This is a genomic window from Allobosea minatitlanensis, from assembly GCF_964020775.1.
In genome coordinates this window covers 2,560,167-2,585,907 of the sequence record NZ_OZ224509.1, presented here as the reverse complement: position 1 = coordinate 2,585,907, position 25,741 = coordinate 2,560,167, and the positions used below count along the sequence as shown (strand labels likewise).

Below are 25,741 nucleotides of genomic sequence, written 5' to 3'. Positions count from 1 at the left end.
GATGGCCGAGACAACCCGCCCGGCCCGCCGCGGCCTCATGCTGATCCTGTCCTCGCCCTCGGGCGCCGGCAAATCGACTCTGACGCGCAATCTCTCGCAGAACGAGAACAATCTCGATCTCTCGATCTCGGTGACGACGCGCCCGCGCCGGCCCTCCGAGATCGACGGCGTGCATTACCGCTTCATCGACCGCGGCGCCTTCGACGCCATGCGCCAGCACAACGACCTGCTGGAATGGGCCGAGGTCCACGGCAATGGCTACGGCACCCCGCGCAAGGAGGTCGAGGCCTCGCTGGCGGCCGGGCGCGACGTGCTCTTCGACATCGACTGGCAGGGCACCCAGCAGATCGTCAAGAAGGCGCGCGCCGATGTGGTGACGATCTTCATCCTGCCGCCCTCGATGGCGGAGCTGCGCTCGCGCCTCGTGCGCCGGGCCGAGGATGCGCCCGAGGTCATCGCCAAGCGGCTGGCGAATGCGCGCGACGAGATCGCCCGCTGGAGCCAGTACGACTACGTCATCGTCAACGACGACCTCACCGCCGCCTATGACGCGATCAAGGCGATCCTGACCGCCGAGCGGCTGAAGCGCAGCCGCGCCGTCGGCCTCGGCGATTTCGTCGATCAGCTTCTCGCCGAGGAGCCGGCCTGAAGCTCCGCCGCGAGCGCGTTCGCCAGCCTCACGAAGCCGGAGACCGGCACCTCCTCGGCCCGCGCCGTCTCCGCCAGGCCGGCCGCGGCGATGATCGGGGCCGGATCCGGCAGCACCGCCTTCAGGCTCTGCCGCAGCATCTTGCGGCGCTGGCCGAAGGCCGCGAGCGTCACCCGCTCCAGCAGGCGGCGGTCGCAGGGCTCGGGGGCCTCGCGCGGCAGGAGCTGGACCACGGAGGAGGTGATCTTCGGCGGCGGCACGAAGGCGCCGCGCGGCACGTCGAACAGGATCTTCGTCCGGCAGCGCCAATTGGCCAGAACCGCGAGCCGGCCGTAATCGGCCCGCTCCTCCGGCGCGGCGACGATGCGCTCGGCGACCTCGCGCTGGAACATCAGCGTCAGCGACGTCCACCAGGACGGCCAGGGCTCCTGGCTCAGCCAGCCGACCAGCAGGGGCGTCCCGATATTGTAGGGCAGGTTGGCGACGATGCGGGCGGGCCTGCCCTGGAGATAGGGCGCCAGATCGGTGGCGAGGGCGTCGCCGTCGACGACCTCCAGCCGCCCCGGATAATGCGCCGCGATCTCCGCCAGCGCCGGCAGGCAGCGCCGGTCGCGCTCGATCGCGATGACGCGGCCGGCGCCGTTGGCGAGCAGGGCGCGCGTCAGCCCGCCGGGCCCGGGGCCGATCTCGACCACCGTCTCGCCGTCGAGCGGGCCGGCGGCGCGCGCGATCCGGCCGGTCAGGTTGAGGTCGAACAGGAAGTTCTGGCCGAGCGCCTTCCGGGCCATCAGCCCGTGGCGCTCGACCACCTCGCGCAGGGGCGGCAGGTCGTCGATCTGGCTCATGCGCGGGATACCGTGTCCTGCCGCTCCGCCATGCGCGCCGCGAGCTTCAGCGCCGCACAGAGGCTGTCGGGGCGCGCGATGCCGCGTCCGGCGATGTCGAAGGCCGTGCCATGGTCGGGCGAGGTGCGGATGAAGGGCAGTCCGAGCGTGACGTTGACGCCGTCGTCGAAGGCGATGGTCTTGATCGGGATCAGCGCCTGGTCGTGATACATCGCCAGCGCCACGTCGTAGCCGGCCCTGGCGCGGGCATGGAACATCGTGTCGGCCGGATAGGGGCCGCGCGCGTCGACGCCTTCGGCCCGAAGCTGCGCGATGGCCGGCTTGACGATCTCCTCGTCCTCGCGCCCCATCGTGCCGTTCTCGCCGGCATGCGGGTTGAGCCCGCTGAGGGCGAGCCGCGGCGCGGCGATGCCGAACTGCCGGCGCAGCCCCACCGCGACGATGCGGGCCGTCTCGACGATCAATGGCGCGGTCAGGAGATCCGGGACCTCCCGCAGCGGGACATGAATGGTTACCGGAACGACGGCGAGCTCCTCGCACCACAGCATCATCACCGGCAAGGGTTCGACTCCGCCGTCGGCGGCCAGGTGAGCGAGGTATTCGGTGTGTCCGGGATGCTTGAAGCCGGCGGCATAAAGCACTGATTTCGCGATCGGATTGGTCACGACGGCACCGGTCTGGCCGCTTCGCACGGCCGCCACGGCCCGGTCGATCGAGGCGATCGTGGCCGCGGCCGAAGACGGGTCGGGCTCGCCGGCCGCGGCTTCGACCGGCTGCTCCAGCGGGATCACCGGCAGCGCTTGGGAAAAGACCGCGGGGGCGTCGCTCCAGCCGCATTCCCGGATCGGAACATGCCAGCCCAGCCGCTCCGCCGTCCGCCTCAGATGGCCGGGATTCGCGATGCAGGCGAAGGCCGGAAGCGTGCGCTCGCGGCGTTCCTGCCAGGCGCGCAGGGTCAGTTCCGGCCCGACGCCGGCCGGGTCGCCCTGGGTCAGCGCTAGCGGCAGGCTCGGCAAGGGGTGCTCCGATATCGCGGCGGGCGCGGGCCGTCCGGCGGCCCGCATCGCCTCAATTGCTGCTGCTCACGCCGTCGCCGGTCGTGGCTCCGAGATTCTGAGAATAGTTGATCTCGCCCAGCGTGCGCAGCTCCAGCCGGAACATGATGGTGCGGGTGTCCTTCGTCGCGCCGGCCTGCCGGTCCGCATAGCTCTGCGAATAGCTGACGTCGAAGACGGTGCACTCGTCGGTGTAGTTGAGGCCGAGCGATGTCGAGGCGGTCTGGAACGGGCCTGTATTGGGATAGGTCGCGACCGTCGCCGTTCCGGCGGCATAGGCCGCGCGCCACTGCTCGCGATCGTATTTGTACTTGTCGAGGTCGAACAGCACGCTGCCGCGGACGCGCCAGTTCTCGGCGACGCGCAGCGAACCGCTCAGCGACAGGCCTTCGCGCCGGCGGAAGATGCCGAGATCGGGCTGGGGCTCGTAGCGGCCGTATCCGACCGAGGTCGAGATCACGGTATTCGAATAGGTCGCCGCGGCGTCGATCCGCTGCGGTTCGAAGGTGCTGTGGTCGAGGCGGGTCGCTCCGGTCAGGAAGAACCCCTTCATCGGCGAGATCTGGGCCCGGGCGACATAGTCGGAGCTGTCGGTGTTCAGCCCGGAATCGAGGCCGGTGTTGACGAGGTCGCCGGAGGAATAGGAGTTGCGCCCGGCGAGCTGGAAGGACTGGCCGATGAGAAGGTTGGCATAGGCCTCCTTGCCGAAGCGGCCCGTATAGAGCGCGCCGACATTGGCGCGCGTGCCGCCCTCCAGCCGGTCGTAGCCGGAGAACTTGCCGTTCCACTCGAACAGGTTGTTGGCGTCGAACACCAGGCTCTGCGCGTCCTCGTTGGCGACGCGCAGGCTGTTGGTCTCGTTCGGCCGCGCGACGATCTGCGCCACCGGCTCGATGATGTGCGTGCCCCAATCCGTCTTGGCGACGAAGGGATAGCGGTACATCAGGCCGACGGCCGGCATGACGCGCCCGAAGACGTCGTCCGAGGCATCGGCGATGGTCGCGACGCGCGAGTTGATGATTCCATTGGTGTCGGGGCTGATCGCGAAGACGTTGGCCCGCAGCGAGGCGTAGGGCGTCCAGATCTGGCCAAACGAGTCGATGACGTTGCGCCGCCAGGACAACTGCGCCGATGCGCGCGAGACATTGCCCGCCAGGCCGCGCACGAGGCAGTGGTTCTTGTCGTAGACCGCGCAGCCGTCATAGAGCGAATAGCTCGGCGTCGAGATCAGGTAGCTCTTCTGCTGCGGCAGCTCGGCGAAGGCCGCCGTGTCGCGGTTGAGGCTGGTGACGTTGACGTTGAACTCCAGCTCGCCGCCGAAGAAGGCCGGCTTGTGGATGCGCTTGTCGTAGTCGAGCACCGGCAGCACGACGGGCTGCTGCTTCTGCCAGTCCTGATAGTTGAGGGGCTGGAAATAATAGCCGCGCAGATCGAACCAGGCGGTCGGGCTCTGGCCGTTCAGATAGGCGGTCGAGATCGATTCCTGCAGATAGGTCGTGTTGCTCAGGGTCGTGTTGAGGATGCGGTAGTTCTTGTAGAACCAGCGATCCGTCGACATCGAGGCGTTCCAGCCGATGGTCCAGCGCGGATTGATGAAGAACTTGCCGCTGCTCTCCAGCGAGCCGCGGAACTCCTTGTCGCGCGGCCCCAGCGGCGCCGCGAGGAAGGCGTCCTTGTCCTGCTGGAAGATCCCCGAGGCCCGGATCGAATAGGAGCCGTTGAGCAGGCGGTGGCGCCACTCGACCTGGCCCAGCAGCCCCTGCCGGGTCAGATAGGTCGGCGTCAGCGTCAGGTCGTAATTCGGCGCGAGGTTGATGAAATAGGGCAGGCCGACGCCGAAGCCGAGCGCCGAGGTGTTGATGAATTTCGGCGCCAGGAAGCCGGTCTTGCGCTTCACGGTCGAATCCGGGCCCGACATATACGGGATGTAGGCCATCGGAATACCGGCGAATTCGAGCCGGGCGTCCTCGTAGTAGATCGTCTGCTCGGACTTCTTGTGAATGATCCGCGCCGAGCGCACCTGCCAGAGCGGCGGGCGCTCGGGATTGTCCTTGCAGGGCTCGCAGGCCGTGTAGATGCCCTTGTCGAAGATGAAGGTCTCGCCGTCGGTCCGTTCGGCGCGGGGGGCGGAGAAGCGGGTCTTGTCGGGATTGACCACCCGGAGCGAGTCGATGAAGCCGTCGCGGAAATCGTCGGTGAGGTTGAAGCGGTCGCCGGTGATCACCGAGCCGTTCGACTCGATGATGCGGGCGTTGCCGACCGCGGTGACGCGCTTGTTGGCCTGGTCGTAGACGACCCGGTCCGCCTCGATGGTGCGGCCCTGATAGAGAATCTGGACGTCGCCTACGGCTGCGACGGTCTTCTTGTCGTTGTCGTAGACGAGCTCGCGGGCATCGACGACCATGCGGTCCTGCGGCTTCGTCGCCGCGGCCGCCGGCTTTCCGTCAGCCGAAGGCTTGCCGCCAGCGGAGGGCTTGCCCTGGGCGAAGCCCGGGCCCGCCATCAGAAAGGCGAGGCTGGAGGCGAGTGCCGTCGCCGCAGCGAAACGCGCTACGTTGGTCACGCCTTGATCCGTCCGTTAAACGCAAAATTAACCATAGGCACAATATGTTCTACCCGTCTTCCTGATGGAGGAGGGCGAGAGCGCCCAGCATTGTCCCCAATGCTGCGGGCAGCCACGCCGCGACGATCGGATTGACGATTCCCGACGATCCCAGTTCCTCCGACAGCTGTGTCGCCACATAGAGCACGAACCCCGCCGTGACGCCAGCCACCACCAGTTTGGTGACACCACCAAATCGGAAAAATCTTAAGGAAACGGATGCGGCCACCAGCACCATGGCGATCAGCAGCAGCGGGCGCGCCATCAGCGATTGATAGCGCAGCTCGTAGCGTGTCGTGTCGAGCCCGGCGCGCTGCGTCCGTTCGATGACGGCAGGCATCGACCAGAAGCCGACGGCCTCGGGCGGGGTGAAGCTCTGCCGCATTTGGTCCGGCTCCAGCGTCGTCGCGAGCATGTAGCTCTTGTAGCTCTGCGGCTCCTCCTTGGCGGAGGTGATGCGCGCGTCGCTGAGCTCCCAATGGCCGGGCCGCAGGACGGCCTGGCGCGCGTCGATTCGGTCCCGGAAGGAGCCGTCGGGATTGAAGTTGAAGAACGCGACACGCGAGAGCCCGTCCTCGTCGGGCAGCGCTCCGGCGGCGCGGATGACGGCCTGGCCGTCGACGCTGGCCTGGCGCAGCCAGACTTCCGGCAGGCTGGCCGAGGATTGACCGCCCGCGCGCACGAAGAGCCGCGTTTCCAGCGCGGTCGCGCGGCGCTTCATCTCGGCGGCCAGCGGGTTGTAGATCATGATCGAGACCAGCCCGATCACGCCCGCCACCACCGCCGCCGGCTGCAGGAACTGCCAGGCCGAGACGCCGGCGGAGCGCGCGATCACGAGCTCCAGCTTCCGGCTCAGCGTCAGCAGCGCGAACATGCCGCCGAAGAGCGCCGCGAACGGGAAGATCTGCTCGGCGACGCTGGGCACGCGATAGAGCGCCAGCATGATGATCTTCGGCGTGGTGGCGATCGGCGAGTCGCCGGCCCGGCGCATCAGCTCGACGAAGTCGAGCGTGCCGATCAGGAAGAAGAAGGTGCTGAACACGCTGAGGATGGCGCGCGTGAAGCGCAGCGTCAGATAGCGGCCGAGGGTGGTGAAGAGCAGCATCAGGCGCGCCGGAATCGAGCCATGAGGGAGACGAGCGGCATGGTCAGCGGGGCTGTCAGCCGCGCCAGGATCGGCCGCATCCTTTCGCCGTAGAAGATGAAGGCGACGGCGAGCACCATCGCCGCGATCGGCAGGATATAGAGCAGGGCGGCGGCGAAAGGCGAGCGCACGCTCGCCGTCCACGCCGCATAGGCGGCGAGCCGCGTTCCGCCGACGATCAGGATCGCCGCCTGGATCGCCAGCGCCCGGCCCTGGCGGGTGGTGCGCGCCTCGCCGATGGCGGCGAAGGCGAGCAGCATGAAGGCGAAGGGGTAGAGCGGCGCCGAGAGGCGGTTGTGCAATTCGGCCCGGAAGCGGCCTGCCTGGATCTGGTAGTAGGGCTCGTTCGGGTCCTGGTTGATCAGCTCCCAGGTCGAGCGCTCGCGCGGCTTGTAGATCACCTTGTCGCCGTCGCCCTCGCCGGGGCCGCCCGTCGTGTCGCCGGTCAGCGCCGAGAGGTTGAGGGCGTAGCGCTCGAACGAGATGATCGAGGTCGTGTCGGTGTTCTTGGCCTCGCGCTGGATCGTGCCCTTTTCCAGCATCAGGAAGCTCTGGCCTTCCGCCTCGACGGTGCGGCCGCGCTCGGCGAGATAGATCGAGGGCTGGGTCGGATCGCGCCGGTCCTGCATGAAGATGCCGACCAGGGCGTCGCCGACCTTCTCGCGGTAATGGAAGGTGACGCCGGAATCGAGCGAGACGAACTGGCCTTCCTTGACGACGTTGGCGACGAAGTCGGCGCGGATCAGCGTGATCAGGTCGCGCAGCATCCGGAAGCTCGCCGGCATCACCGAGACTGTCATCCAGGCGACGATCAGCGCGGTCGCCACGGTCAGCACGAGGAAGGGGCGGGTGACGCGGTGCGGCGCCACGCCGGCGGCGTTCATCACGATCAGCTCGGAATCGCCGTTGAGCTTGTTCAGCGTGTAGAGCGTCGACATGAACAGCGCGACCGGGGCGATGCCCGCGATCAGCGCCGGCAGCGAGAGCAGCGTCACCGTCAGGAAGATCAGGATCGTCTGGCCCTTGCCGGTGATCAGGTCGACCTCGCGCAGCGCCTGCGTCACCCAGATCACCCCGGTGAGGCCAAGCAGCAGCACGATCGCCGCGACCGCCGCGATCTTGAGGATGTATCGGTCGAGGCGGTTGAGGAACACGCGTTACTTTCCGGGAAAAGGGAACCGGAGCTCCCTCAGGTGGTTCGGCGAACACACCCTATGGTATAGGCGGATTTGCGGCGCAAACGGGAATCGTCTGCGGCGCGTCCCCCAACTGTCCCTTCCCGACAGTTTTCGCAAGATTGTGAGCCGGTCATGTCGCAGCACCCGAAGCTCGAGATCAAACCCCTGGACGCCGTCGAAGGGCGCGATCTCGTGGTTTTCCTGTCCGACGAACTGGCCTTGCCCGGCCGGGCGGAGGCGCTGGCCGGTCCGGGCGCGCAGGCTCTGCTGACGCGGGCGGCCGCGGCCGAGCGCTTCAAGGGCAAGGCTTTGTCCGCACTGGCGTTGCCCTCGCCGGAGGGCGCGCCCTATGAGCGGCTCGTCGCCATCGGCGTCGGGCCGGCGGGCGAGCGCGGCGATCTCGATTTCGTGAAGCTCGGCGGGGCGATCGCCGGGCGGCTCGGCGCCGGCCGCGAGGCGGATGTTGCGCTCGTGCTGCCGGAGGGCGAGGTCGATGCGCGGCAGGCGGCCGATCTGGCCCTTGGGCTCAGGCTGCGCAGCTACAGATTCGACCGCTACAAGACGAAGAGCAAGGACAAGGACGACGCCGGTTCGCGTTCGGTGACGCTGCGCGTCGCCGACCCGGCGGCCGTGAAGAAGGCGCTCAAGGCGGCGGAGGCGGTCGCGGCCGGCGTCCTGCTGGCGCGCGACCTCGTCAACGAGCCGCCGAACGTCCTCTACCCCGAGGAATTCGCCGACCGCGCGAAGAAGCTCGGGAAGCTGGGCGTCGAGGTCGAGGTGCTCGACGAGAAGGAGCTGAAGAAGATCGGCATGCGGGCGCTGCTCGGCGTCGGGCAGGGCTCGCGCCGCGAGAGCCGCGTCGTCGTGATGCGCTGGAACGGCGGCAAGGGCGATGAGCCCGTCGCCTTCGTCGGCAAGGGCGTGACCTTCGACACCGGCGGCATCTCGCTGAAGCCGGGCGCCGGGATGGAGGACATGAAGGGCGACATGGCGGGCGCGGCGACCGTCGTCGGGCTGATGCACGCGCTCGCCGCCCGCAAGGCCAAGGTCAACGCCGTCGGCGTGATCGGCCTCGTCGAGAACATGCCGGACGGCAACGCCCAGCGTCCGGGCGACATCGTCGCCTCGCTTTCCGGCCAGACCATCGAGATCATCAACACCGACGCCGAGGGCCGGCTCGTCCTGGCCGATGTGCTCTGGTACACGCAGGACCGCTTCAAGCCGCGCTTCATGGTCAATCTGGCGACGCTGACGGGGGCGATCCTGGTCGCGCTGGCGCAGGAGAACGCCGGCCTGTTCAGCAACAATGACGAGCTGGCCCAGCGCCTGACGGCGGCCGGCCTTGCCACCGGCGAGACGGTCTGGCGCATGCCGCTCGGCAAGGCCTACGACAAGATGATCGATTCGAAATTCGCCGACATGAAGAACTCGGCCGGGCGCTATGCCGGCTCGATCACCGCGGCGCAGTTCCTGCAACGCCATGTCAACGACACCCCCTGGGCGCATCTCGACATCGCCGGCACCGGCATGGCGGCCAAGGACAGCGAGATCAACCGTTCCTGGGGGCCGGGCTGGGGCGTGCGCCTGCTCGACCGGCTGGTGAAGGACCATTACGAGCGGTGAGAGGGGCGTGATGCGGAGCGATTTGCGGCAGTCGGCAATGGGCGGTAGGCAGTCGGAAACTGCTCGCGCTTCGGCCCCGACGGCCGACTGCCTCCTGCCGGCTGCCGCACATGGCTGAGATCCTGTTCTTCCATCTGCAGTCGCGCCCGCTCGAGCAGGTCCTGCCGACCATCCTCGACCGGGCGCTGGCGCGCGGCCAGAAGGTCGTTGTCGAGGTTTCCAGCCGGGAGCGCATGAGCGCGGTCGACGACCATCTCTGGACCTATGCCGACGAGAGCTTCCTGCCGCATGTCACGGCGATGGAGGCGGATGCGGCCCGGAACCCGATCGTGCTGACGACCGAGGCGCATAACCCCAACGCGGCGCAGGTCCGCATCTGCGCCGACGGCGTCCGCATTCCAGACGCATTGCAGGACTACGAGCGCGTCGTTCTGATATTCGATGGTGACGATCCCGAGGCGCTCGACGCCGCCCGCGCGGATTGGAAGAAGGCCAAGGCTTCCGGGCATGCCGCCAGCTACTGGCAGCAGGACGAGGCCGGCCGCTGGGAGAAGAAAGCGTGAGACTGCCTATCCTGTTTTTCTGCGCCGCGGCGCTCGGCGGCTGCTCGGTCGACATGGGCGGCTTCGCCTTCCAGTCGGAGACGAAGGGTGGCGTCACCACCACGACGACCACCTCGGGCAGCGCCGGCATCTCGACCCGCGAGCCGGTGCTGACGCCGGAGGGCGAATGCAGCGTCGGCCTCTCGCTCGATCCCTCGACCCGGCCGCTGCCGAAGGAGATCGCGCCCGGCATCACCGAATGCGAGCTGGTGAAGCTCAAGGGCAAGCCCCCGACCGACGTGCTGATCGGCCAGAGCGGCAAGGGCCAGCGCGAGGTGCAGGTGCTCTATGCCGAGCCCGGCGGCCGCGAGCTTTATCTGTTCACTGACAACCGCTTGGGGCGGATCGTGAAACCGGGCGGTGAAGGCTGAGCCGATGAAGCCCCGTATTCTCGCCGCGGCCCTGCTCGCCGCTTTGGCCGGCCCCGTCGCCGGTCCGGCGCAGGCTCAGGACCCGACCTACGACTATCGCACCAGCGACCCGGAGATGGACGCCGCCATCGACGCGGCACGCGCCAGCCTGCCGCGTTTCCGCACGGATTTTCGCGAGCGGCGCGGCGAGAGCTTCGTGGTCAAGGTGGCGATCCCGATCAAGGGGTCGGACGGTCGCGAGCATATCTGGATGAATCTCGACGCGATCGAGGGCGACAGCTTCGTCGGCCGGCTCGCCAACGAGCCGCAGCGCCTGGCGCCGCTGGTCAAGGGGTCGCCGTATCGCGCGGCCGGCAGCATGATCAGCGACTGGGGCTATCGGCGCGATGGCCGCATGTACGGCAACTACACGACGCGGGTGATGCTGAAGCGGATTCCCGCCGAGCAGGCGGAGGGGCTGCGGAAGGTGCTTTCACCGCAGCCCTGAGCGCTCAGGCGCTCTCGAGCTCCTCGCCCAGCAGCAGCCACTCCTCCTCGGCGGCGGCCAGCGCTTCCGACAGTTCCGCACGCTGCCGCGAGATCTGCAGCGCCTTCTCCGGGTCGCGCGCGAAGGCGCCGTTGGCGAGCGCCTCGTCGACCTTCCCGATCAGCCCGGTCAGCTTGGCGATGCGGGCTTCCGCGAGGTTGAGCTTCTGCCGCAGCGGGCCTTGCGCCACGCGCTTCGTCGCCGCTTCCTTGCGCTCGTCGGCCTTCGGTCGCGCCGCGGGTTCCGGCGCCGGCTTGCCGCGCCTCTCCGCCTTGGCCGCGCCGAGCACATAGGCGCGGTAGTCGTCCATGTCGCCGTCGAAATTCTTCACCGTGCCGCCGCCGACGAGCCAGAGCCGGTCGGCGCAGGCCTCGATCAGGAATTGGTCGTGGCTGACCAGGATGACGGCGCCGGGATAGTCGTTGATCGCGGTGACCAGCGCGGTGCGGCTGTCGATGTCGAGATGGTTGGTCGGCTCGTCGAGGATGAGCAGATGCGGGCCGTGGAAGGTGGCCAGGCCCAGCATCAGCCGCGCCTTCTCGCCGCCGGAGAGCAGCTTCACCGGCGTGTCGGCCTTGCTCGCCGGAAAGCCGATCTGCGCCGCCTTGGAGCGGACCTTCGCTTCGGGCGCGTCCGGCATCAGCTCGCGCAGATGGCCGACGGGTGTGTCCTCGATGCGCAGTTCGTCGAGCTGGTGCTGGGCGAAATAGGCGGTCTCCAGCTTGCTCGACTTCTTCATCTCGCCCGACATGGCGGGAAGCCGGCCGCCGATCAGCTTGCAGAAGGTCGACTTGCCGTTGCCGTTCGAGCCGAGCAGCGCGATGCGGTCGTCCGGCGCCAGCGACAGGTTGAGCCGCGACAGCACCTTGCGCTCGCCATAGCCGGCGGCCGCATCCTCCAGCACGATCATCGGCGGCGAGAGCGGTTTTTCCGGGCCGGGGAAGACGAAAGGCTGGACGTCGCGGTCGACGATGGTCGCGATCGTCTGCATCTTCTCCAGCCGCTTGACGCGGGATTGCGCCTGGCGCGCCTTGGTGGCCTTGGCCTTGAAGCGGTCGACGAAGGATTGGAGATGCTTGCGCTCGGCCTCCTGCTTCTCCCGGGCGCGGGCGAGCTGCATCTGCTTTTCGGCGCGCTGCTTCTCGAAGGAGGAATAGCCGCCGCGATAGAGGGTGAGCTTGCCCTGGTCGAGATGCAGGATGTGGTCGACCGAGGTGTCGAGCAGTTCGCGGTCGTGGCTGATCACGATCACCGTATGCGGATAGCGCTCGAGATAATCGTAGAGCCAGAGCGTGCCTTCCAGGTCGAGATAGTTGGTCGGCTCGTCGAGCAGCAGCAGGTCGGGCTCGGAGAACAGCACGGCCGCCAGCGCCACGCGCATCCGCCAGCCGCCGGAGAAATCGGAGCAGGGGCGCTGTTGCGCCGCCTCGTCGAAGCCGAGGCCGTGCAACACCATCGCGGCCCGCGCCGGGGCCGAATGCGCGCCGATATCGGCGAGTCGCGTCCCGATCTCGGCGATGCGGTGCGGATCGGTCGCGGTCTCCGCTTCCTTCATCAGCGCCGTGCGCTCGGTATCGGCGGCCAGCACGACCTCGATCAGCGTCTCCGGCCCGCCCGGGGCCTCCTGCGCCACGCCGCCGATGCGCCGGCCCCGGGGCAGGCTGATCGTGCCGCTCTCGGTGCCGAGATCGCCGGTGATGATCTTGAACAGCGTCGTCTTGCCGGTGCCGTTGCGACCGACGAAGCCGACGCGCGCCCCGTCCGGGATCGCGGCGCCGGTGTGGTCGAGCAGCAGGCGCTCGCCGAGCCGGTAGGTGATGTCGTTAATCGTCAGCATGGCGGGCGATGTAGGGCGCTATGGCGCAAAAGCCAATCGAAAGCCGCCGGAAACGGCGCGATGTCACCGTTTCGTCACGTTCTCGCCCTTGCGCGGCCCGCCGGGAGGGTCACCTAGCGGAACGGAAGTATTCTGTGATTCGTCGAGATCATGCCCATGTTCGCCGACCAGCCTTATGCTCTCCCGCGCCGCGTCTCGCTCTGCGCCTCGCTGCTCGTCTGCGGTTCGATCGTCGCGGCCAGCCTCGCCGCGCTCGCGACCTTCATGCCGCTGTCCTGACGCTCCGGCTCGCTCCGCTCCCCGTCTTCATTCCCTGAAGCATTCCGCGCTGCATCCGGCCGTCGCCCTGTAACCCGCGCCGCGGAGGCATGCGGCGCCTATGATCGGGCGTCGCGGCGGCATGCTGCCGCGGGGAGAGCCTTCCGCCGGGGCGGCGCCGGAAATTCGGTTTCCTCTTTCCGCCCGGATGCTCTAACGCTGGGTCCATGATCCGCACCGCCTTCTACACCGGCTCCTTCGACCCCGTGACCAACGGTCATGCCGACGTCATCGCCGCCGCCGCCGGCCTGTGCGACCGGCTCGTGCTGGCGATCGGCGTGCATCCGGGCAAGACGCCGCTGTTCACGGCCGACGAACGCGCGGCGCTGCTGCGGGAGGTCGCCGCGCCGCTGCTGGCGCCGCGCGGGACCGCGCTCGAGGTCGTCACCTTCGACGATCTGGCCGTCGATGCGGCGAAGCGGGCAGGGGCGGGCATCATCGTCCGCGGCCTGCGCGACGGCTCCGATCTCGACTACGAGATGCAGATGGCGGGCATGAACGCCGCCATGGCGCCGCAGGTGCAGACGGTCTTCCTGCCGGCCTCGCCGGCGGTGAGGCCCATCACCGCCACGCTGGTCCGGCAGATCGCGGCGATGGGCGGCGACGTCTCGGCCTTCGTGCCGGTCCCGGTCCTCGCGGCGCTGAAGGCCCGCTTCGCCCGCCGCTGAGGCCGGCGCGGCGAAGGGCCCACAACTTCGCCATGTTCCGCCGCTTTCTGCTGATTTTGGTTTGCATTTTGCCGAGAGCGATGGTGTCTCTCAGGTGAAGCGACTCGTTGCGTAGTTTCCCGGCGCGATCCCTCGCGCGCTGCCTTCCGACAGGTTTTCCGATGCGCCTTTCCCGCTATTTCCTGCCCCTCCTGCGCGACACGCCGAAGGAGGCCGAGATCGTCTCGCACCGGCTGATGCTGCGTGCCGGCATGATCCGCCAGGAATCGGCCGGCATTTACGCCTGGCTGCCGCTGGGCCTGCGCGTGCTCGACAAGATCTGCAAGGTCGTGCGCGAGGAGCAGAACCGTTCCGGCGCCATCGAGATCCTGATGCCGACCATCCAGTCGGCCGATCTCTGGCGCGAGAGCGGGCGCTACGACGCCTATGGCAAGGAGATGCTGCGCATCAAGGACCGGCACGACCGCGACATGCTCTACGGCCCGACCAACGAGGAGATGGTCACCGAGATCGTCCGCGCCTATGTCAAATCCTACAAGGACCTGCCGCTCAACCTCTACCATATCCAGTGGAAGTTCCGGGACGAGGTGCGGCCGCGCTTCGGCGTGATGCGCGGGCGGGAATTCCTGATGAAGGACGCCTATTCCTTCGACCTCGACAAGGATGCGGCGCGCCACGCCTATAACCGCATGTTCACCGCCTATCTGCGCACCTTCGCGAGGCTCGGGCTGAAGGCGATCCCGATGAAGGCCGATACCGGCCCGATCGGCGGCGATCTCAGCCATGAATTCATCGTGCTCGCCTCGACCGGCGAGAGCGAGGTCTTCTGCCACAAGGACTATCTGGACTTCCGCACGCCGGCGGCCGACACCGATTTCGACAGCGTGCCGGGGCTGCAGGGCATCGTCGACAAATGGACGAGCCTTTATGCCGCCACGGAAGAGATGCACGACAAGGCCGCCTTCGAGGCTATCCCTGAAGACAAGCGCGTCTCGGCGCGCGGCATCGAGGTCGGCCACATCTTCTATTTCGGCACGAAGTATTCCGAGCCCATGGGCGCGACCGTGACCGGGCCGGACGGCCAGCAGATGCCGCTGCATGGCGGCTCCTACGGCATCGGCCCGAGCCGCCTCGTCGCGGCGCTGATCGAGGCCGGCCATGACGAGGCCGGCATCGTCTGGCCCGAGGAGATCGCCCCCTTCGACATCGGGGTCATCAACCTCAAGGCCGGCGACGCCGCGACCGACGCGGCGAGCGAGCGCATCTACAAGGAGCTGCTCGCCAAGGGCTACGACGCGCTCTACGACGACACGCAGGAGCGGCCCGGCGCCAAATTCGCCACCGCCGACCTGATCGGCGTGCCGTGGCAGATCATCGTTGGCCCGAAGGGGCTGGCTGAGGGCAAGGTCGAGATCAAGCGCCGCGCCGGCGGCGAGCGCGAGACCGTTTCGCTCGAAGCGGCGCTCGACCGCTTCCAGGGCCGGGCGGCGTGACGGGGCGCCGGGCATGAGCGCCGTCGTCGAAAGCGCGGAGGTGCCGACCGGCACGAAGCCCTTCGCCGGCTTCGAGTGGAGCCTCGCGGGACGATATCTCCGGACGCGCCGGCGCGAGGGCTTCGTCTCGGTCATCGCCGGCTTCTCCTTCCTCGGCATCATGCTCGGCGTCGCGACCCTGATCATCGTGATGTCGGTGATGAACGGCTTCCGCATCGAGCTGCTGAGCAAGATCGTCGGCGTGAACGGCCATATCTTCGCCACCCCGATCGACCGGCCGCTCGACGATTTCGACAGCGTCGCAGAGCGGCTGCGCAAGATCCACGGCATCACCCTCGCCATTCCGCTGGTCGAGGGGCAGGCGCTGGCCTCCTCGCAGACCGGGAACAGCGGCGTGCTGGTGCGCGGCGTGCGCGAGGCCGACATCAAGTCGATCCCCTTCATCGGCGGCAATATCAAGTCCGGCACGCTGGAGGGGTTCGACGCCACGCCCGGCGTGGTCATCGGCATCCGGCTGGCCAATGCGCTCGGCGTCCAGGTCGGCGACACGATCACGCTGGTGACGCCGCAGGGCGCCTCGACCCCGTTCGGCACGGCGCCGCGCATCAAGGCCTATCCGATCAAGGCGATCTTCCAGATCGGCATGACCGAGTTCGACGGCACCTTCGTCTACATGCCGCTCGCCGAGTCCCAGGCCTATTTCAACCGCGACGGCGACGTGAACGTCATCGAGATCTTCGTCGACAATCCCGACAACACGCAGAAGGTCCGCGACGCCATCGAGGCCGATGCGCCGCGCCCGCTCGTGCTCTCCGACTGGCGCCAGCGCAACCGCAGCTTCTTCAACGCGCTGGAAGTCGAGCGCAACGTGATGTTCATCATCCTGACGCTGATCGTGCTCGTGGCGGCGCTCAACATCGTCTCCGGCCTGATCATGCTGGTGAAGGACAAGACCGAGGACATCGCGATCATGCGCACCATGGGCGCGACGAGCGGCACGGTGCTGCGCGTCTTCCTCATCACCGGCGCGACGATCGGCGTGGTCGGCACCTTCGCCGGCTTCATTCTCGGCGTGCTTTTCTCCCACTACATCAAGTCGATCATGGCGGCGCTGAACTGGATCACCGGCGCCAATCTCTGGGACCCGACGGTGCGCTTCCTCAGCGACATTCCCTCCGTGCTCGACTGGAGCGAGGTGGCGAGCGTCGTGCTGATGGCGCTGGTGCTGTCGCTGCTGGCGACGCTTTATCCCGCCTGGAAGGCGGCGCGCCTCGACCCGGTCAAAGCGCTGAGGATGGGCTGATGGCGGTTCAGGAAACGCCCGCGCTCTTCCTCTCGCAGGTCGAGCGCTTCTATCCGCAGGCCGACGCGCCGCTGGAAGTGCTCCGCAAGGCCGATTTCGCGCTCTGGCCGGGCGAGGTCGTGGCGCTGGTGGCGCCGAGCGGCACCGGCAAGTCGACGCTGCTGCATGTCGCCGGCCTCTTGGAAAAGCCCGATGGCGGCGAGGTCTTCGTCGGCGGCCTCGCCACCACCAGGCTCGACGACAAGGGCCGCACGCGGCTGCGCCGCACCGAGATCGGCTTCGTCTACCAGTTCCATCATCTCCTGCCCGAGTTCACGGCCCTGGAGAACGTGGTGCTGCCGCAGCGCATCCGCGGGCTCGACCGCGCGGTCGCGGAGGAGCGGGCGACGGAGCTGCTGAGCTTCCTCGGCCTCGGCCAGCGGCTCGACCATCTGCCGGGCGAGCTTTCCGGCGGCGAGCAGCAGCGCGTCGCCATCGGCCGCGCCGTCGCCAACGGCCCGCGGCTGCTGCTGGCCGACGAGCCGACCGGCAATCTCGATCCGCATACCTCGCAGCACGTCTTCGGCACGCTGATCGCGCTCGCCCGCGCTTCGGGCCTCGCGGCCCTGATCGCGACGCACAACCTCGATCTCGCCCGCCGGATGGACCGCCAGGTCACGATCAGGGAAGGGCTGGTCGTCCCGCTGGAGTAGCGCCGCCTCGATCCGGCGCCCCCGGCACGGGAGCCGTCATTGCGACCCCGGGTCTTGCCTTCGGCAAGCCCGAGGACAGGCTCCGCGAAGCAATCCGGGAGCGGCAGAGCTCCATCTCCCCCTGGATCGCTTCGTCGCTTCGCTCCGCGCCATGATGGATGGGGCATCCGCGATAACCGCGCGGTTCCGCGTCAAATCAGCAGGCGCTAGCGCCCGAGCTGCCGCGCATCCCTGAGCGGGAAGGCGTAGCTCGGCTGGGCGAGCCATGTGCCGTCCTTCCAGACGAATTCGATCTTGCCCTTTTCGCCGGAGGTCCTGAGCTGGGTCGGGATGGCCGAGAACGCGGCCTGGACGGCTTTGGCCTCGGCCCAGGGGGCGATCTCGACGACGCGCTGGTCGAAGGTGATCCGGGCCTTGCGCGGCTCCAGCGCGAAATCCTCCTCGCCGCGCGGCGGCTCGATCTCGGTTGCGACGATGCCGGTGATCTCGCGCCGCGCGAAGCAGAGCACCGGCTGGCGCGGAATTTCCGGCAGGCCCTCGGCCCGGTAGAAGCCCGCGCCGGCCTGCGTCAGGGTGAAGCGGCGCGACGGGCCGATCGCGGCCGAGACGTCGGCCGGCGGGGTTTCTTCGGCGAGCAGCCCCTGGTCGACCAGCGTCCGCAGGTTCCCCTGGACCCAGGCATCGTTGGTGTCGATCGGGATCCTGCGCACGGCGACGCAGACCGGCTCCTTGTCGAAATAGGCCTGGATCAGGGGCAGGAAATCCTCGCCCTGCGCCTCGGCGTCGCGGCATCCGCTGCAGGCGAGCGCGGCGAGGAGAACCAGGCCGCAAGCGCGAAGATCGATCATGCTCTGCCTCCTTCCGGCGCTGCCCCGGCCACGCCGTCGATCCGGCTCCATCCGCCGGCGGCATCGGCCTGCGATGGCTGGAGGAGGTGGCGAAAATGAGGATCGGCCGCGGCAAGACCTGCGTGGAAAGTTTTCGTTAACCGATTCCTCATGCGCGGGCTGCGGGTGACGTATCGCGATTGACGAGAACAAAACAGGAACTAAGATGAACCTATCGAGAACGACGGAGGTTCGTCATGACTGCAGCGCGCAAATTCGCCGCCGGCCTCGCCGAGATCGCTTCGCTGGGCGTGTTCCTCGGCATGATCTGGCTCTGGGCGGCTCTTCTCTCCGGGCCGCATGTCTGATCCTGGCAGGAGCCATCCACAGCCGGCCGGTTTCGGCGCCTGCGGCCTCGACGCCGGCCTCGCCACGGCGCCATAACGGAACGGGCGGACGGACGAGTCGCATCGCGACGGGAGAGGGACATGGCTCGGGAAGCGGACGGAGCACGCGTTCTCGCGGAGATCGGCTTCGTGCATCTTCATGTCCATTCGAGCTATTCGCTGCTCGAGGGCGCGATGACCGTCTCGACGCTGGCCAAGCTCGCCGCCGCCGACGGCCAGCCGGCGCTGGCGCTCACCGACACCGACAATCTCTTCGGCGCGCTGGAGTTCTCCGAGAAGCTCTCGGGCGCGGGCCTGCAGCCCATCGCCGGCGTGCAGCTCTCGGTGGATTTCGCCGATGAGGGCGAGGGCGGCCGCCGGCCGGCGCAGCCGCAGCGCCTGCCGCATATCGTCCTGCTCGCCATGGACGAGGCCGGCTACGGCAACCTGATGAAGCTGGTCAGCGAGGCGGCGCTGGCGACCGGCGGCGCCGGCCAGCCCGTGACGACGGTCGAGCGGCTGGCGGCCTATCCTGACGGCCTCATCGCGCTCACCGGCGGCAGCGACGGGCCGGTCGACACGGCTTTGCGCAACGGCCAGCTCCCCGTGGCCGCGGCGCGCCTCGCCACGCTCGCCCGGATCTATGGCGACCGGCTCTATGTCGAGATCCAGCGCCATGGCCGCGACAACGAGGCGGCGCTGGAGGCCCATCTCCTGCGCCTCGCCTATGATTCCGACCTGCCGATCGTCGCCACCAACGAGCCCTTCTTCGCCAAGCCGGCCGATTTCGACGCGCATGACGCGCTGCTGGCGGTGGCCGAGGGCCGGCTGGTCTCGGACGGCGAGCGCCGGCGCGTCACGCCCGAGCATTATTTCGCCTCGCGCGCCGAGATGAAGAAGCGCTTCGCCGACCTGCCGGAAGCGCTGGCCAACACCGTCGAGATCGCGATGCGCTGCCACTGGCGCGTCACCACCCGCAAGCCGATCCTGCCGCGCTTCGGCGAGGAGGGGCGCGACGAGGCCGAGGAGCTGGAAGCACAGGCCCGCGCCGGCCTGGCGGCGCGGCTCGAAAAGCACGGCCCGGCCGAGGGCTTCACCGTCGAGGATTACGGGAAGCGGCTCGATTTCGAGCTTTCGATCATCACCCGCATGAAGTTCCCGGGCTACTTCCTGATCGTCTCGGACTTCATCAAATGGGCCAAGGCGCACGACATTCCGGTCGGGCCGGGGCGCGGCTCGGGCGCGGGCTCGCTCGTCGCCTATGCGCTGACCATCACCGATGTCGACCCGCTGCGCTTCGGCCTGCTGTTCGAGCGCTTCCTGAATCCGGACCGCGTCTCGATGCCGGATTTCGACATCGACTTCTGCCAGAACCGGCGTGAAGAGGTGATCGAATATGTCAAGCATCATTACGGGCAGGAGCGCGTCGCCCAGATCATCACCTTCGGCACGCTGCTTGCGCGCGGCGTGCTGCGCGATGTCGGCCGCGTGCTGGAGATGCCCTACGGCCAGGTCGACAAGCTGACCAAGCTGGTGCCGCAGAACCCGGCCAAGCCGATCTCGCTGAAGGACGCGATCGAGGGCGAGCCCAAGCTCCAGCAGGCGGCGCAGGACGAGCCGATCGTCGCGCGGCTGCTCGAAATCGGCCAGAAGCTGGAAGGGCTTCACCGCCATGCTTCAACCCACGCCGCAGGCGTGGTGATCGGCGACAGGCCGCTCGAACAGCTCGTCGCGCTCTCGGTCGATCCGCGCACCGGCATGCGCGTCACCCAGTTCAACATGAAATGGGTCGAGCAGGCCGGGCTGGTGAAGTTCGACTTCCTCGGCCTCAAGACGCTGACCACGCTGACGACCGCGGTGAAGCTCATCGCCCAGCGCGGCATCCATATCGACCTTGCCAAGCTGCCCTTCGACGATCCGGCGACCTACGCCATGCTGGCCCGCGGCGAGACGGTCGGCGTGTTCCAGGTGGAATCGGTCGGCATGCGCAAGGCGCTGGTCGAAATGAAGGCCGACCGCATCGAGGACCTGATCGCGCTGGTCGCGCTCTACCGGCCGGGCCCGATGGACAACATCCCGACCTATTGCCGCCGCAAGCTCGGGCTGGAGGAGCCGACCTATCTCCATCCGGGCATGGAGCCCTATCTGCGCGAGACCCACGGCATCATCGTCTATCAGGAGCAGGTGATGCAGGTGGCGCAGGCGCTCTCGGGCTATTCGCTCGGCGAGGCAGACCTCTTGCGCCGCGCCATGGGCAAGAAGATCAAGGCGGAGATGGACGCCCAGCGCGACCGCTTCGTGAAGGGCGCCGTCGACGGCGGCATCAAGAAGGACGTGGCCTCCGAGATCTTCGACCTGCTGGCGAAGTTCGCCGATTACGGCTTCAACAAGAGCCACGCGGCGGCCTATGCCATCGTCGCCTTCCAGACCGCCTATCTGAAGGCGAATTACCCGGTCGAGTTCCTCGCGGCCTCGATGACGCTCGACATGGGCAACACCGACAAGCTCTCGGAATTCCGCCGCGACGCCGAGCGGCTCGGCATCAAGGTCGAGCGCCCGGCGATCAACCATTCCGGCGTCGAGTTCGACGTCGCCGACGGCAAGATCTTCTACGCGCTCGGCGCCATCAAGGGCGTCGGCCGGGCCGCGGTGGAATCGGTGGTGACGGCGCGCGCCGCCGGCGGCCCCTTCCGCGATCTCGCCGATCTCGCCCGCCGCATCGACACCAGGCTGGTCAACCGGCGCACGCTGGAGGCGCTGATCGCCGCCGGCGCGCTCGACGAGCTGGAGGAGGACCGGGCGCGCGCCATGGCCGCGATCGACGGCATGCTGGCGCTCTCCAACCGCACTCGCGAGGAGGCGGCCGCCGGCCAGTTCGATCTTCTCGGCGGCGGCGTGGTGCAGGAGGCCTTCCGCATCCCGCAGGTCGAGCCCTGGGCGCCGGCCGAGAAGCTCAGGCGCGAGCACGAGGCGGTCGGCTTCTTCCTCTCCGGCCATCCGCTCGACGATTACGAGCATGTGCTGAAGCGCCTGCGCGTGCAGCGCTACGCCGATTTCGCCCTGACGGTGCGGGCCAACGGCACCGGCGTCGGCAAGGTCGCGGTCTCGGTCATCGACAAGTCGGAGCGGCGCACCAAGTCCGGCTCCAAGATGGGCATCGTCAACCTGTCCGATCCAAGCGGCCAGTTCGAGGCCGTGCTGTTCTCGGAGGGGTTGATGCGCTTCCGCGACCTGCTGGAGCCGGGCAGGGCGCTGGTGCTGCGCCTCTCGGCCGTGCTCGACGGCGAAGAGGTCCGGCCGCGCATCGAGGATGTCGAGGTGCTCGACGATCTCGCCTCGCGCCAGAAGCAGGACCTGCTGATCTATCTGCGCGACGAGAAGGCGGTGCCCTCCATCGCCGAGCGCATCCGCCCGCGCGGCGAGGCGGCGCGCTCCGACGGCAAGGTCTCGATCGTGATGATCCTCGAAGACGGCGCGCAGGAGGTCGAGATCGAATTGCCGGGCAAGTATCCGGTGACCCAGCAGGTCGCCAACGCGGTGCGCGCGGCGCCGGGCGTGGTTTCCGTCGAGCTACGCTGAGCGGGCAGGGACTTCCGGAACGCCGGGCCTCCCGCATGCGGCTCTTGCCGTCCTCGCGGCGCTGACGCAGGCTGACGCCGTATCGGCGATCGGGAGGCGCATCCTGCGCCTCGGCCGGCGCCGCGGGAGGCTGCCATGGCGGGGGCTTTCGGGATCGACAGGCGCAGCTTGATCGCGGGAGCGGGCGCGCTCGGCGCCGCGGCCGCCGCACGGGTTGCGAGAGCGCAGGAGAAGCCGGTGATCGATGAGCGCACGATTCTGATCGTCGTCGATGTCCAGAACGATTTCTGCCCCGGCGGCAGCCTGGCCGTGCCGGGCGGGGACGAGGTCGTGCCGGTCATCAATGCTCTGGCCAAACGCTTCAGCCATGTCGTGATGACGCAGGACTGGCACCCGGCCGGGCATTCCTCCTTCGCCTCGAGCCATGCCGGCAAGCGGCCCTTCGAGACGATCGCGATGGCTTACGGCCAGCAGGTGCTCTGGCCGGATCATTGCGTGCAGGGCACGAAAGGAGCGGAATTCCGGGCCGATCTCGCGATTCCGCAGGCGCAGGCGGTCATCCGCAAGGGCTATCGCCGGGAGGTCGACAGCTATTCCGGCTTCGTCGAGGCGGATCGCACGACGCCGACCGGCCTCACCGGCTATCTGCGCGAGCGCGGCATCCTGCGCGTCGTCATCGCCGGTCTCGCCACCGATTTCTGCGTCAACTGGACGGCGCAGGACGCGGTGCGGGCCGGGTTCGACTGCTATGTCGTCGAGGATGCCTGCCGCGCCATCGATCTGGAAGGCTCCCTGGCGCGGGCCTGGGCCGAGATGGCCGACAACGACGTGGTCCGCATCCGGTCGAGCGAGCTGCCGGGCTGAGATGGGCCGCCTCCGACCGGCCTCAGGCCGCCGTCGGGGCGACCCGCACCTGCACCCGGTCGCGCCCGAGCCTCTTGGCGCGATACAGCGCCTCGTCCGCCTCGGCCAGCAGCGCCTCGAGGCCGCGTCCGCGCAGCTCGACTTCCGCCACGCCGATGCTGAGCGTCGGTGCGGGCGGGGCGAGGGCGCGCGCCGCCTCGCGGAAGGCGCTGCGGATCCGCTCCGCCACGCGCACGGCCTCGTCCGCGCCGATCTCCGGCAGGACGATGGCGAATTCATCGCCGCCCTGCCGGGCCAGGATGTCGCCGCTGCGCAACTGCCCGCGCACCGCATCGGTGAAGAGGCGCAGGATCTCGTCGCCCGCGGCATGGCCGAGCGTGTCGTTGAGCCGCTTGAAATGGTCGATGTCGACGAGGAGGATCGAGGCCGGCTGCCCGGCCTGTCGCGCGCCGCCGGACCGCCGGGCGAGCCATTTCTCCAGGCCGGAGCGGTTCATCGCGCCGGTCAGCGGGTCGCGCTGGGCCAGGGTCGCCAGCGCCTCGTTGCTGCGTTCGGCGGCCAGCAGCAGCAGCGCCTGGCCGCGCAGGATGATGAAGGCGACGCCGGTTCCCGCCAGCCAGCCGACCGGCGCCCAGTCGGAGGCGAAGAGTTCCGTCCCGACATGGTCGAACGCCGCCAGCAGGCCGCGGACGCCGTAGATCACGACGGTGGGCGCGAAGAGCAGGGCGACGAGCCAGGCCGAGCGCAGCTTTTCCGTCCGCGCGAGCCGGGCGGCCTCGCGCACGATGGCGGCGTCGCAAAGCATCGTCGCCAGGGAGAACACCGCGACCCGCTTCGGATAGCCCTGCACGCCCGGCATGAGCGCGAGCAGCGCCCAGATCGTCGCCAGCGTGCAGCCGAAGCCGAGCCAGTAGAGCTTGCGTCCGGCGAAATGGCGGATGCCGGTCAGCAGCAGCAGGCAGCCGGCGAGCAGGACGGTGTTCGCCATCTGGATCGAGATCCAGTCCGGGATCTCGCCGCGCAGCGCGGTGCCGAGCAGGCCGAATCCGATGCACAGGCTGCTCGCGCCCCACCAGATCGGGCTGCGGCTGAAGCGCCCTGTCGCGAAGGTGGCGAACTGCATCATGCCGATGATGAAGCATGTCAGCGCGCCAGTGATGAAGATCGTGCGTAGGTCGAGGAACATACCGCCCTCATTCCCGTTTCAGCCGGGCCCCGGGAAATGCCGGCCGGCGCCGAACCGCCTGTGCACCTCTTGGCCGCAAGGGTTGTCGGCGTGGGTCTGGCAAGATAATCACCGGGCCGGGGGGTGGAGCGCATGTTCGTCATGCTTTTGTCCTGAAACTTTAAAGGATATCTCAAGGTGATCTCGAAAAAGTCATTTATGGCCGTTGCCGCCGCGGCGTTGCTGTCCTCCGTTGTGCCGTCCTTCGCCCAGTCCCAGGCCGATCAGCTCAAGATCGCCTATCAGGCCGCGCGCAACCAGCTCGGCATTCTCGGCTATTGCGTCGACAAGGGCTATACCGACGGCGCCGCCGTCGACGTCCAGAAGAAGCTGATCGCCCTGATTCCGGCTCCTGCCGATGTCAGCGGCGGCGATGCCGCCGAAGCCGCGGGCCGCAAGGGCACGATCTCGGCGATGGGCATGGAGCAGGACATCGAGGCCATCGCCAAGGCGCAGAACGGCACGCCCGCCGCCTATTGCAAGCAGATCGGCGACCTGGTGAAGCAGATGGGCGCCAAGCTGCCGCAATAAACCGCTCCGCAGTAAGCCGCTCCGAACGAGCGGTTTCGACGAGACTGCGATCCCGCGCGAGCCCTCGCGCGGGATTTTTCGTCGGCAGCGGCGGGTTTCCGCCCCGGGCCGGCTTGCATTGCGGCGCCATCCCTTGTAAGGCGCACGCCATTCCACATGGAGCGTATCGCCTCTTTCGCAGAGGCGTTCCGGTGACGTGGCAGCTCATGCCTGTTCATTCGCGCTCCAGAGGCTCAACCGGAAGGACAGTGAACACCATGGCTCTGCCTGATTTCTCCATGCGCCAGCTCCTCGAGGCCGGTGCCCATTTCGGCCACCAGGCGCATCGCTGGAACCCGAAGATGTCGCCCTACATCTTCGGCACCCGCAACAACATCCACATCCTCGACCTGTCGCAGTCGGTGCCGATGCTGCACCGCGCCCTGCAGGCGGTCTCGGACACCGTCGCCCGCGGCGGCCGCGTCCTCTTCGTCGGCACCAAGCGCCAGGCGCAGGATGCCATCGCCGACGCCGCGAAGCGCTCGGCCCAGTACTACGTCAACTCCCGCTGGCTCGGCGGCATGCTGACCAACTGGAAGACCATCTCGGCCTCGATCCAGCGCCTGCGCAAGGTCGAGGAGCTGCTCAACGGCGGCGGCTCCGGCCTGACCAAGAAGGAGCGCCTGATGCTGTCGCGCGAGCGCGACAAGCTCGAGAAGGCGCTCGGCGGCATCAAGGACATGGGCGGCACGCCGGACATGATCTTCGTGATCGACACCAACAAGGAGCAGCTCGCGATCAAGGAGGCCCAGCGCCTCGGCATCCCGGTCGCCGCGATCGTCGATTCGAACTCGGATCCGGATGGCATCACCTTCCCGGTCCCGGCCAATGACGACGCCGGCCGCGCCATCCAGCTCTATTGCGACCTGATCGCCCGCTCGGCCATCGACGGCATCGGCCGCGCCTCGGGCGACCAGGGCATCGACATCGGCGCCGCCGAGGCGCCGGTCGTCGAGGAGGCTCTGGAGCCGGCCGCGGCCGAAGGCCAGGTCTTCGAGACCCTGACCGCTCCGCGCGGCGCGCCGGACGACCTGACCAAGCTCTCCGGCATGGGTCCCGACGCGGTCCAGAAGCTGAACGACGGCGGCATCTACCACTTCTGGCAGATCGCGGCGATGTCGCCGGCCAACGTCACCAAGGTCGACCACGACCTCAAGCTCGGCGGCAAGATCGAGCGCGAGGGCTGGGTCGCCCAGGCGCGCGAGCTCGCCGACGCCTGATGCAGGCCGCATGATCGCGGCGCGTCATCGGCGCGTCGCAATCAGCCTCTCGATTTGACGCCGATCAGCGCCGACGGCCGGAAACGGAGCGTCGGCGTTTTCCCATAAGGCGTCCGGACATTCCGATCCGCGGCCGGCCTTCGGGCCCATGCCGCAACGACAGC

At 68.3% G+C, this 25,741-nt stretch carries 22 protein-coding genes; 14 read left to right on the top strand and 8 right to left on the bottom strand.

The genetic code is table 11. The features are described from left to right. The first annotated feature begins 1 nt into the window (after nt 1). Complete coding sequence (gene gmk / locus ACWH43_RS12775) at nt 2-649, top strand: guanylate kinase (protein ID WP_158443530.1); 648 nt, start codon at nt 2-4, stop codon at nt 647-649. Here the strand turns inward: gmk and rsmA are convergent. Genes rsmA through lptF form a run of 5 tightly spaced genes read right to left on the bottom strand, consistent with a single transcriptional unit; the run spans nt 622 to nt 7,449 of the window. Next, nucleotides 622-1,494, bottom strand: a complete 873-nt coding sequence (rsmA, locus tag ACWH43_RS12770) for a 16S rRNA (adenine(1518)-N(6)/adenine(1519)-N(6))-dimethyltransferase RsmA (RefSeq protein WP_158443531.1) — start codon at nt 1,492-1,494, stop codon at nt 622-624. The two genes, gmk and rsmA, sit on opposite strands and share 28 nt — an antisense overlap. Further along, entirely contained in the window at nt 1,491-2,558 is a 1,068-nt protein-coding gene (pdxA, locus tag ACWH43_RS12765) for a 4-hydroxythreonine-4-phosphate dehydrogenase PdxA (RefSeq protein WP_158443532.1), read from the bottom strand. The genes rsmA and pdxA overlap by 4 nt, the downstream gene beginning before the upstream one ends. Nucleotides 2,559-2,562: 4 nt before the next feature. Further along, nucleotides 2,563-5,112, bottom strand: a complete 2,550-nt coding sequence (locus ACWH43_RS12760) for an LPS-assembly protein LptD (RefSeq protein WP_448153495.1) — start codon at nt 5,110-5,112, stop codon at nt 2,563-2,565. Between the two features lie 49 nt (nt 5,113-5,161). Beyond that, nucleotides 5,162-6,256, bottom strand: a complete 1,095-nt coding sequence (gene lptG / locus ACWH43_RS12755) for an LPS export ABC transporter permease LptG (protein ID WP_158443533.1) — start codon at nt 6,254-6,256, stop codon at nt 5,162-5,164. Further along, a complete protein-coding gene (gene lptF / locus ACWH43_RS12750; RefSeq protein ID WP_158443534.1) occupies nt 6,256-7,449 on the bottom strand; it encodes an LPS export ABC transporter permease LptF in 1,194 nt (397 codons plus the stop codon). Before lptF ends, lptG begins: the two co-directional genes overlap by 1 nt. Nucleotides 7,450-7,605: 156 nt before the next feature. Between lptF and ACWH43_RS12745 the strand changes: the two genes are divergently transcribed. The 4 genes from ACWH43_RS12745 to ACWH43_RS12730 all read left to right on the top strand — a co-directional run bounded on the left by ACWH43_RS12745 (nt 7,606) and on the right by ACWH43_RS12730 (nt 10,556). Further along, nucleotides 7,606-9,096, top strand: a complete 1,491-nt coding sequence (locus ACWH43_RS12745; RefSeq protein ID WP_158443535.1) for a leucyl aminopeptidase — start codon at nt 7,606-7,608, stop codon at nt 9,094-9,096. A gap of 110 nt (nt 9,097-9,206) precedes the next feature. Further along, on the top strand, nt 9,207-9,659 hold the full coding sequence (locus ACWH43_RS12740; protein ID WP_158443536.1) for a DNA polymerase III subunit chi: 453 nt from the start codon (nt 9,207-9,209) through the stop codon (nt 9,657-9,659). Next, nucleotides 9,656-10,069, top strand: coding sequence for a hypothetical protein (locus ACWH43_RS12735; RefSeq protein WP_260348341.1), 414 nt, complete (start codon nt 9,656-9,658; stop codon nt 10,067-10,069). The genes ACWH43_RS12740 and ACWH43_RS12735 overlap by 4 nt, the downstream gene beginning before the upstream one ends. Nucleotides 10,070-10,073: 4 nt before the next feature. Continuing rightward, on the top strand, nt 10,074-10,556 hold the full coding sequence (locus tag ACWH43_RS12730) for a YegJ family protein (protein WP_158443537.1): 483 nt from the start codon (nt 10,074-10,076) through the stop codon (nt 10,554-10,556). Between the two features lie 4 nt (nt 10,557-10,560). On the opposite strand, the gene ACWH43_RS12725 is transcribed toward ACWH43_RS12730, so the two are convergent. Beyond that, nucleotides 10,561-12,432 carry an ABC-F family ATP-binding cassette domain-containing protein gene (locus ACWH43_RS12725; protein WP_448153493.1) on the bottom strand — a complete coding sequence of 624 codons (1,872 nt, stop codon included), beginning with the start codon at nt 12,430-12,432 and terminating at the stop codon, nt 10,561-10,563. A 156-nt stretch (nt 12,433-12,588) separates the two neighbouring features. Here ACWH43_RS12725 and ACWH43_RS12720 point away from each other — a divergent pair, with 156 nt between their 5' ends. From ACWH43_RS12720 to ACWH43_RS12700, 5 genes are all read left to right on the top strand, one after another. Continuing rightward, nucleotides 12,589-12,711 (top strand): hypothetical protein, encoded by a 123-nt coding sequence (locus ACWH43_RS12720; protein WP_260348340.1) that lies wholly within the window; start codon nt 12,589-12,591, stop codon nt 12,709-12,711. 206 nt (nt 12,712-12,917) lie between these two features. Then, the gene (gene coaD, locus ACWH43_RS12715) at nt 12,918-13,418 is read left to right on the top strand and encodes a pantetheine-phosphate adenylyltransferase (protein ID WP_158443539.1); all 501 of its coding nucleotides are present in this window, start codon (nt 12,918-12,920) and stop codon (nt 13,416-13,418) included. A gap of 161 nt (nt 13,419-13,579) precedes the next feature. After that, complete coding sequence (gene proS / locus ACWH43_RS12710; protein ID WP_158443540.1) at nt 13,580-14,911, top strand: proline--tRNA ligase; 1,332 nt, start codon at nt 13,580-13,582, stop codon at nt 14,909-14,911. Nucleotides 14,912-14,924: 13 nt separating this feature from the next. Beyond that, entirely contained in the window at nt 14,925-16,214 is a 1,290-nt protein-coding gene (locus tag ACWH43_RS12705) for a lipoprotein-releasing ABC transporter permease subunit (protein ID WP_158443541.1), read from the top strand. After that, complete coding sequence (locus ACWH43_RS12700) at nt 16,214-16,906, top strand: ABC transporter ATP-binding protein (RefSeq protein WP_158443542.1); 693 nt, start codon at nt 16,214-16,216, stop codon at nt 16,904-16,906. The genes ACWH43_RS12705 and ACWH43_RS12700 overlap by 1 nt, the downstream gene beginning before the upstream one ends. 206 nt (nt 16,907-17,112) lie before the next feature. Here the strand turns inward: ACWH43_RS12700 and ACWH43_RS12695 are convergent, their stop codons facing one another. Further along, nucleotides 17,113-17,754: a hypothetical protein gene (locus ACWH43_RS12695; RefSeq protein WP_158443543.1), complete on the bottom strand. Its 642-nt coding sequence runs from the start codon at nt 17,752-17,754 to the stop codon at nt 17,113-17,115. A gap of 467 nt (nt 17,755-18,221) precedes the next feature. Here ACWH43_RS12695 and dnaE point away from each other — a divergent pair, with 467 nt between their 5' ends. Together dnaE and pncA are read left to right on the top strand one after the other, a co-directional pair. Beyond that, nucleotides 18,222-21,698, top strand: a complete 3,477-nt coding sequence (dnaE, locus tag ACWH43_RS12690; protein WP_158443544.1) for a DNA polymerase III subunit alpha — start codon at nt 18,222-18,224, stop codon at nt 21,696-21,698. Nucleotides 21,699-21,833: 135 nt separating this feature from the next. After that, entirely contained in the window at nt 21,834-22,562 is a 729-nt protein-coding gene (gene pncA, locus ACWH43_RS12685; RefSeq protein WP_158443545.1) for a bifunctional nicotinamidase/pyrazinamidase, read from the top strand. Nucleotides 22,563-22,584: 22 nt separating this feature from the next. Here the strand turns inward: pncA and ACWH43_RS12680 are convergent, their stop codons facing one another. After that, nucleotides 22,585-23,748, bottom strand: coding sequence for a GGDEF domain-containing protein (locus ACWH43_RS12680; protein WP_158443546.1), 1,164 nt, complete (start codon nt 23,746-23,748; stop codon nt 22,585-22,587). A 198-nt stretch (nt 23,749-23,946) separates the two neighbouring features. On the opposite strand from ACWH43_RS12680, the gene ACWH43_RS12675 reads away from it, so the two are divergent. Both ACWH43_RS12675 and ACWH43_RS12670 read left to right on the top strand, forming a co-directional pair. Beyond that, complete coding sequence (locus ACWH43_RS12675) at nt 23,947-24,318, top strand: pore-forming ESAT-6 family protein (protein WP_158443547.1); 372 nt, start codon at nt 23,947-23,949, stop codon at nt 24,316-24,318. A 257-nt stretch (nt 24,319-24,575) separates the two neighbouring features. Further along, nucleotides 24,576-25,577, top strand: coding sequence for a 30S ribosomal protein S2 (locus ACWH43_RS12670; protein WP_448153492.1), 1,002 nt, complete (start codon nt 24,576-24,578; stop codon nt 25,575-25,577). The last annotated feature ends 164 nt before the right edge of the window (nt 25,578-25,741 follow it).

Bases quoted from the DNA above. Each gene is read 5' to 3' on its own strand.
- gmk (WP_158443530.1), top strand. From the start codon at position 2: ATGGCCGAGACAACCCGCCCGGCCCGCCGCGGCCTCATGCTGATCCTG.
- rsmA (WP_158443531.1), bottom strand. From the start codon at position 1,494: ATGAGCCAGATCGACGACCTGCCGCCCCTGCGCGAGGTGGTCGAGCGC.
- pdxA (WP_158443532.1), bottom strand. From the start codon at position 2,558: ATGCGGGCCGCCGGACGGCCCGCGCCCGCCGCGATATCGGAGCACCCC.
- lptG (WP_158443533.1), bottom strand. From the start codon at position 6,256: ATGCTGCTCTTCACCACCCTCGGCCGCTATCTGACGCTGCGCTTCACG.
- ACWH43_RS12745 (WP_158443535.1), top strand. From the start codon at position 7,606: ATGTCGCAGCACCCGAAGCTCGAGATCAAACCCCTGGACGCCGTCGAA.
- ACWH43_RS12740 (WP_158443536.1), top strand. From the start codon at position 9,207: ATGGCTGAGATCCTGTTCTTCCATCTGCAGTCGCGCCCGCTCGAGCAG.
- ACWH43_RS12730 (WP_158443537.1), top strand. From the start codon at position 10,074: ATGAAGCCCCGTATTCTCGCCGCGGCCCTGCTCGCCGCTTTGGCCGGC.
- ACWH43_RS12725 (WP_448153493.1), bottom strand. From the start codon at position 12,432: ATGCTGACGATTAACGACATCACCTACCGGCTCGGCGAGCGCCTGCTG.
- ACWH43_RS12720 (WP_260348340.1), top strand. From the start codon at position 12,589: ATGTTCGCCGACCAGCCTTATGCTCTCCCGCGCCGCGTCTCGCTCTGC.
- coaD (WP_158443539.1), top strand. From the start codon at position 12,918: ATGATCCGCACCGCCTTCTACACCGGCTCCTTCGACCCCGTGACCAAC.
- proS (WP_158443540.1), top strand. From the start codon at position 13,580: ATGCGCCTTTCCCGCTATTTCCTGCCCCTCCTGCGCGACACGCCGAAG.
- ACWH43_RS12705 (WP_158443541.1), top strand. From the start codon at position 14,925: ATGAGCGCCGTCGTCGAAAGCGCGGAGGTGCCGACCGGCACGAAGCCC.
- ACWH43_RS12700 (WP_158443542.1), top strand. From the start codon at position 16,214: ATGGCGGTTCAGGAAACGCCCGCGCTCTTCCTCTCGCAGGTCGAGCGC.
- ACWH43_RS12695 (WP_158443543.1), bottom strand. From the start codon at position 17,754: ATGATCGATCTTCGCGCTTGCGGCCTGGTTCTCCTCGCCGCGCTCGCC.
- dnaE (WP_158443544.1), top strand. From the start codon at position 18,222: ATGGCTCGGGAAGCGGACGGAGCACGCGTTCTCGCGGAGATCGGCTTC.
- pncA (WP_158443545.1), top strand. From the start codon at position 21,834: ATGGCGGGGGCTTTCGGGATCGACAGGCGCAGCTTGATCGCGGGAGCG.
- ACWH43_RS12680 (WP_158443546.1), bottom strand. From the start codon at position 23,748: ATGTTCCTCGACCTACGCACGATCTTCATCACTGGCGCGCTGACATGC.
- ACWH43_RS12675 (WP_158443547.1), top strand. From the start codon at position 23,947: ATGGCCGTTGCCGCCGCGGCGTTGCTGTCCTCCGTTGTGCCGTCCTTC.
- ACWH43_RS12670 (WP_448153492.1), top strand. From the start codon at position 24,576: ATGGCTCTGCCTGATTTCTCCATGCGCCAGCTCCTCGAGGCCGGTGCC.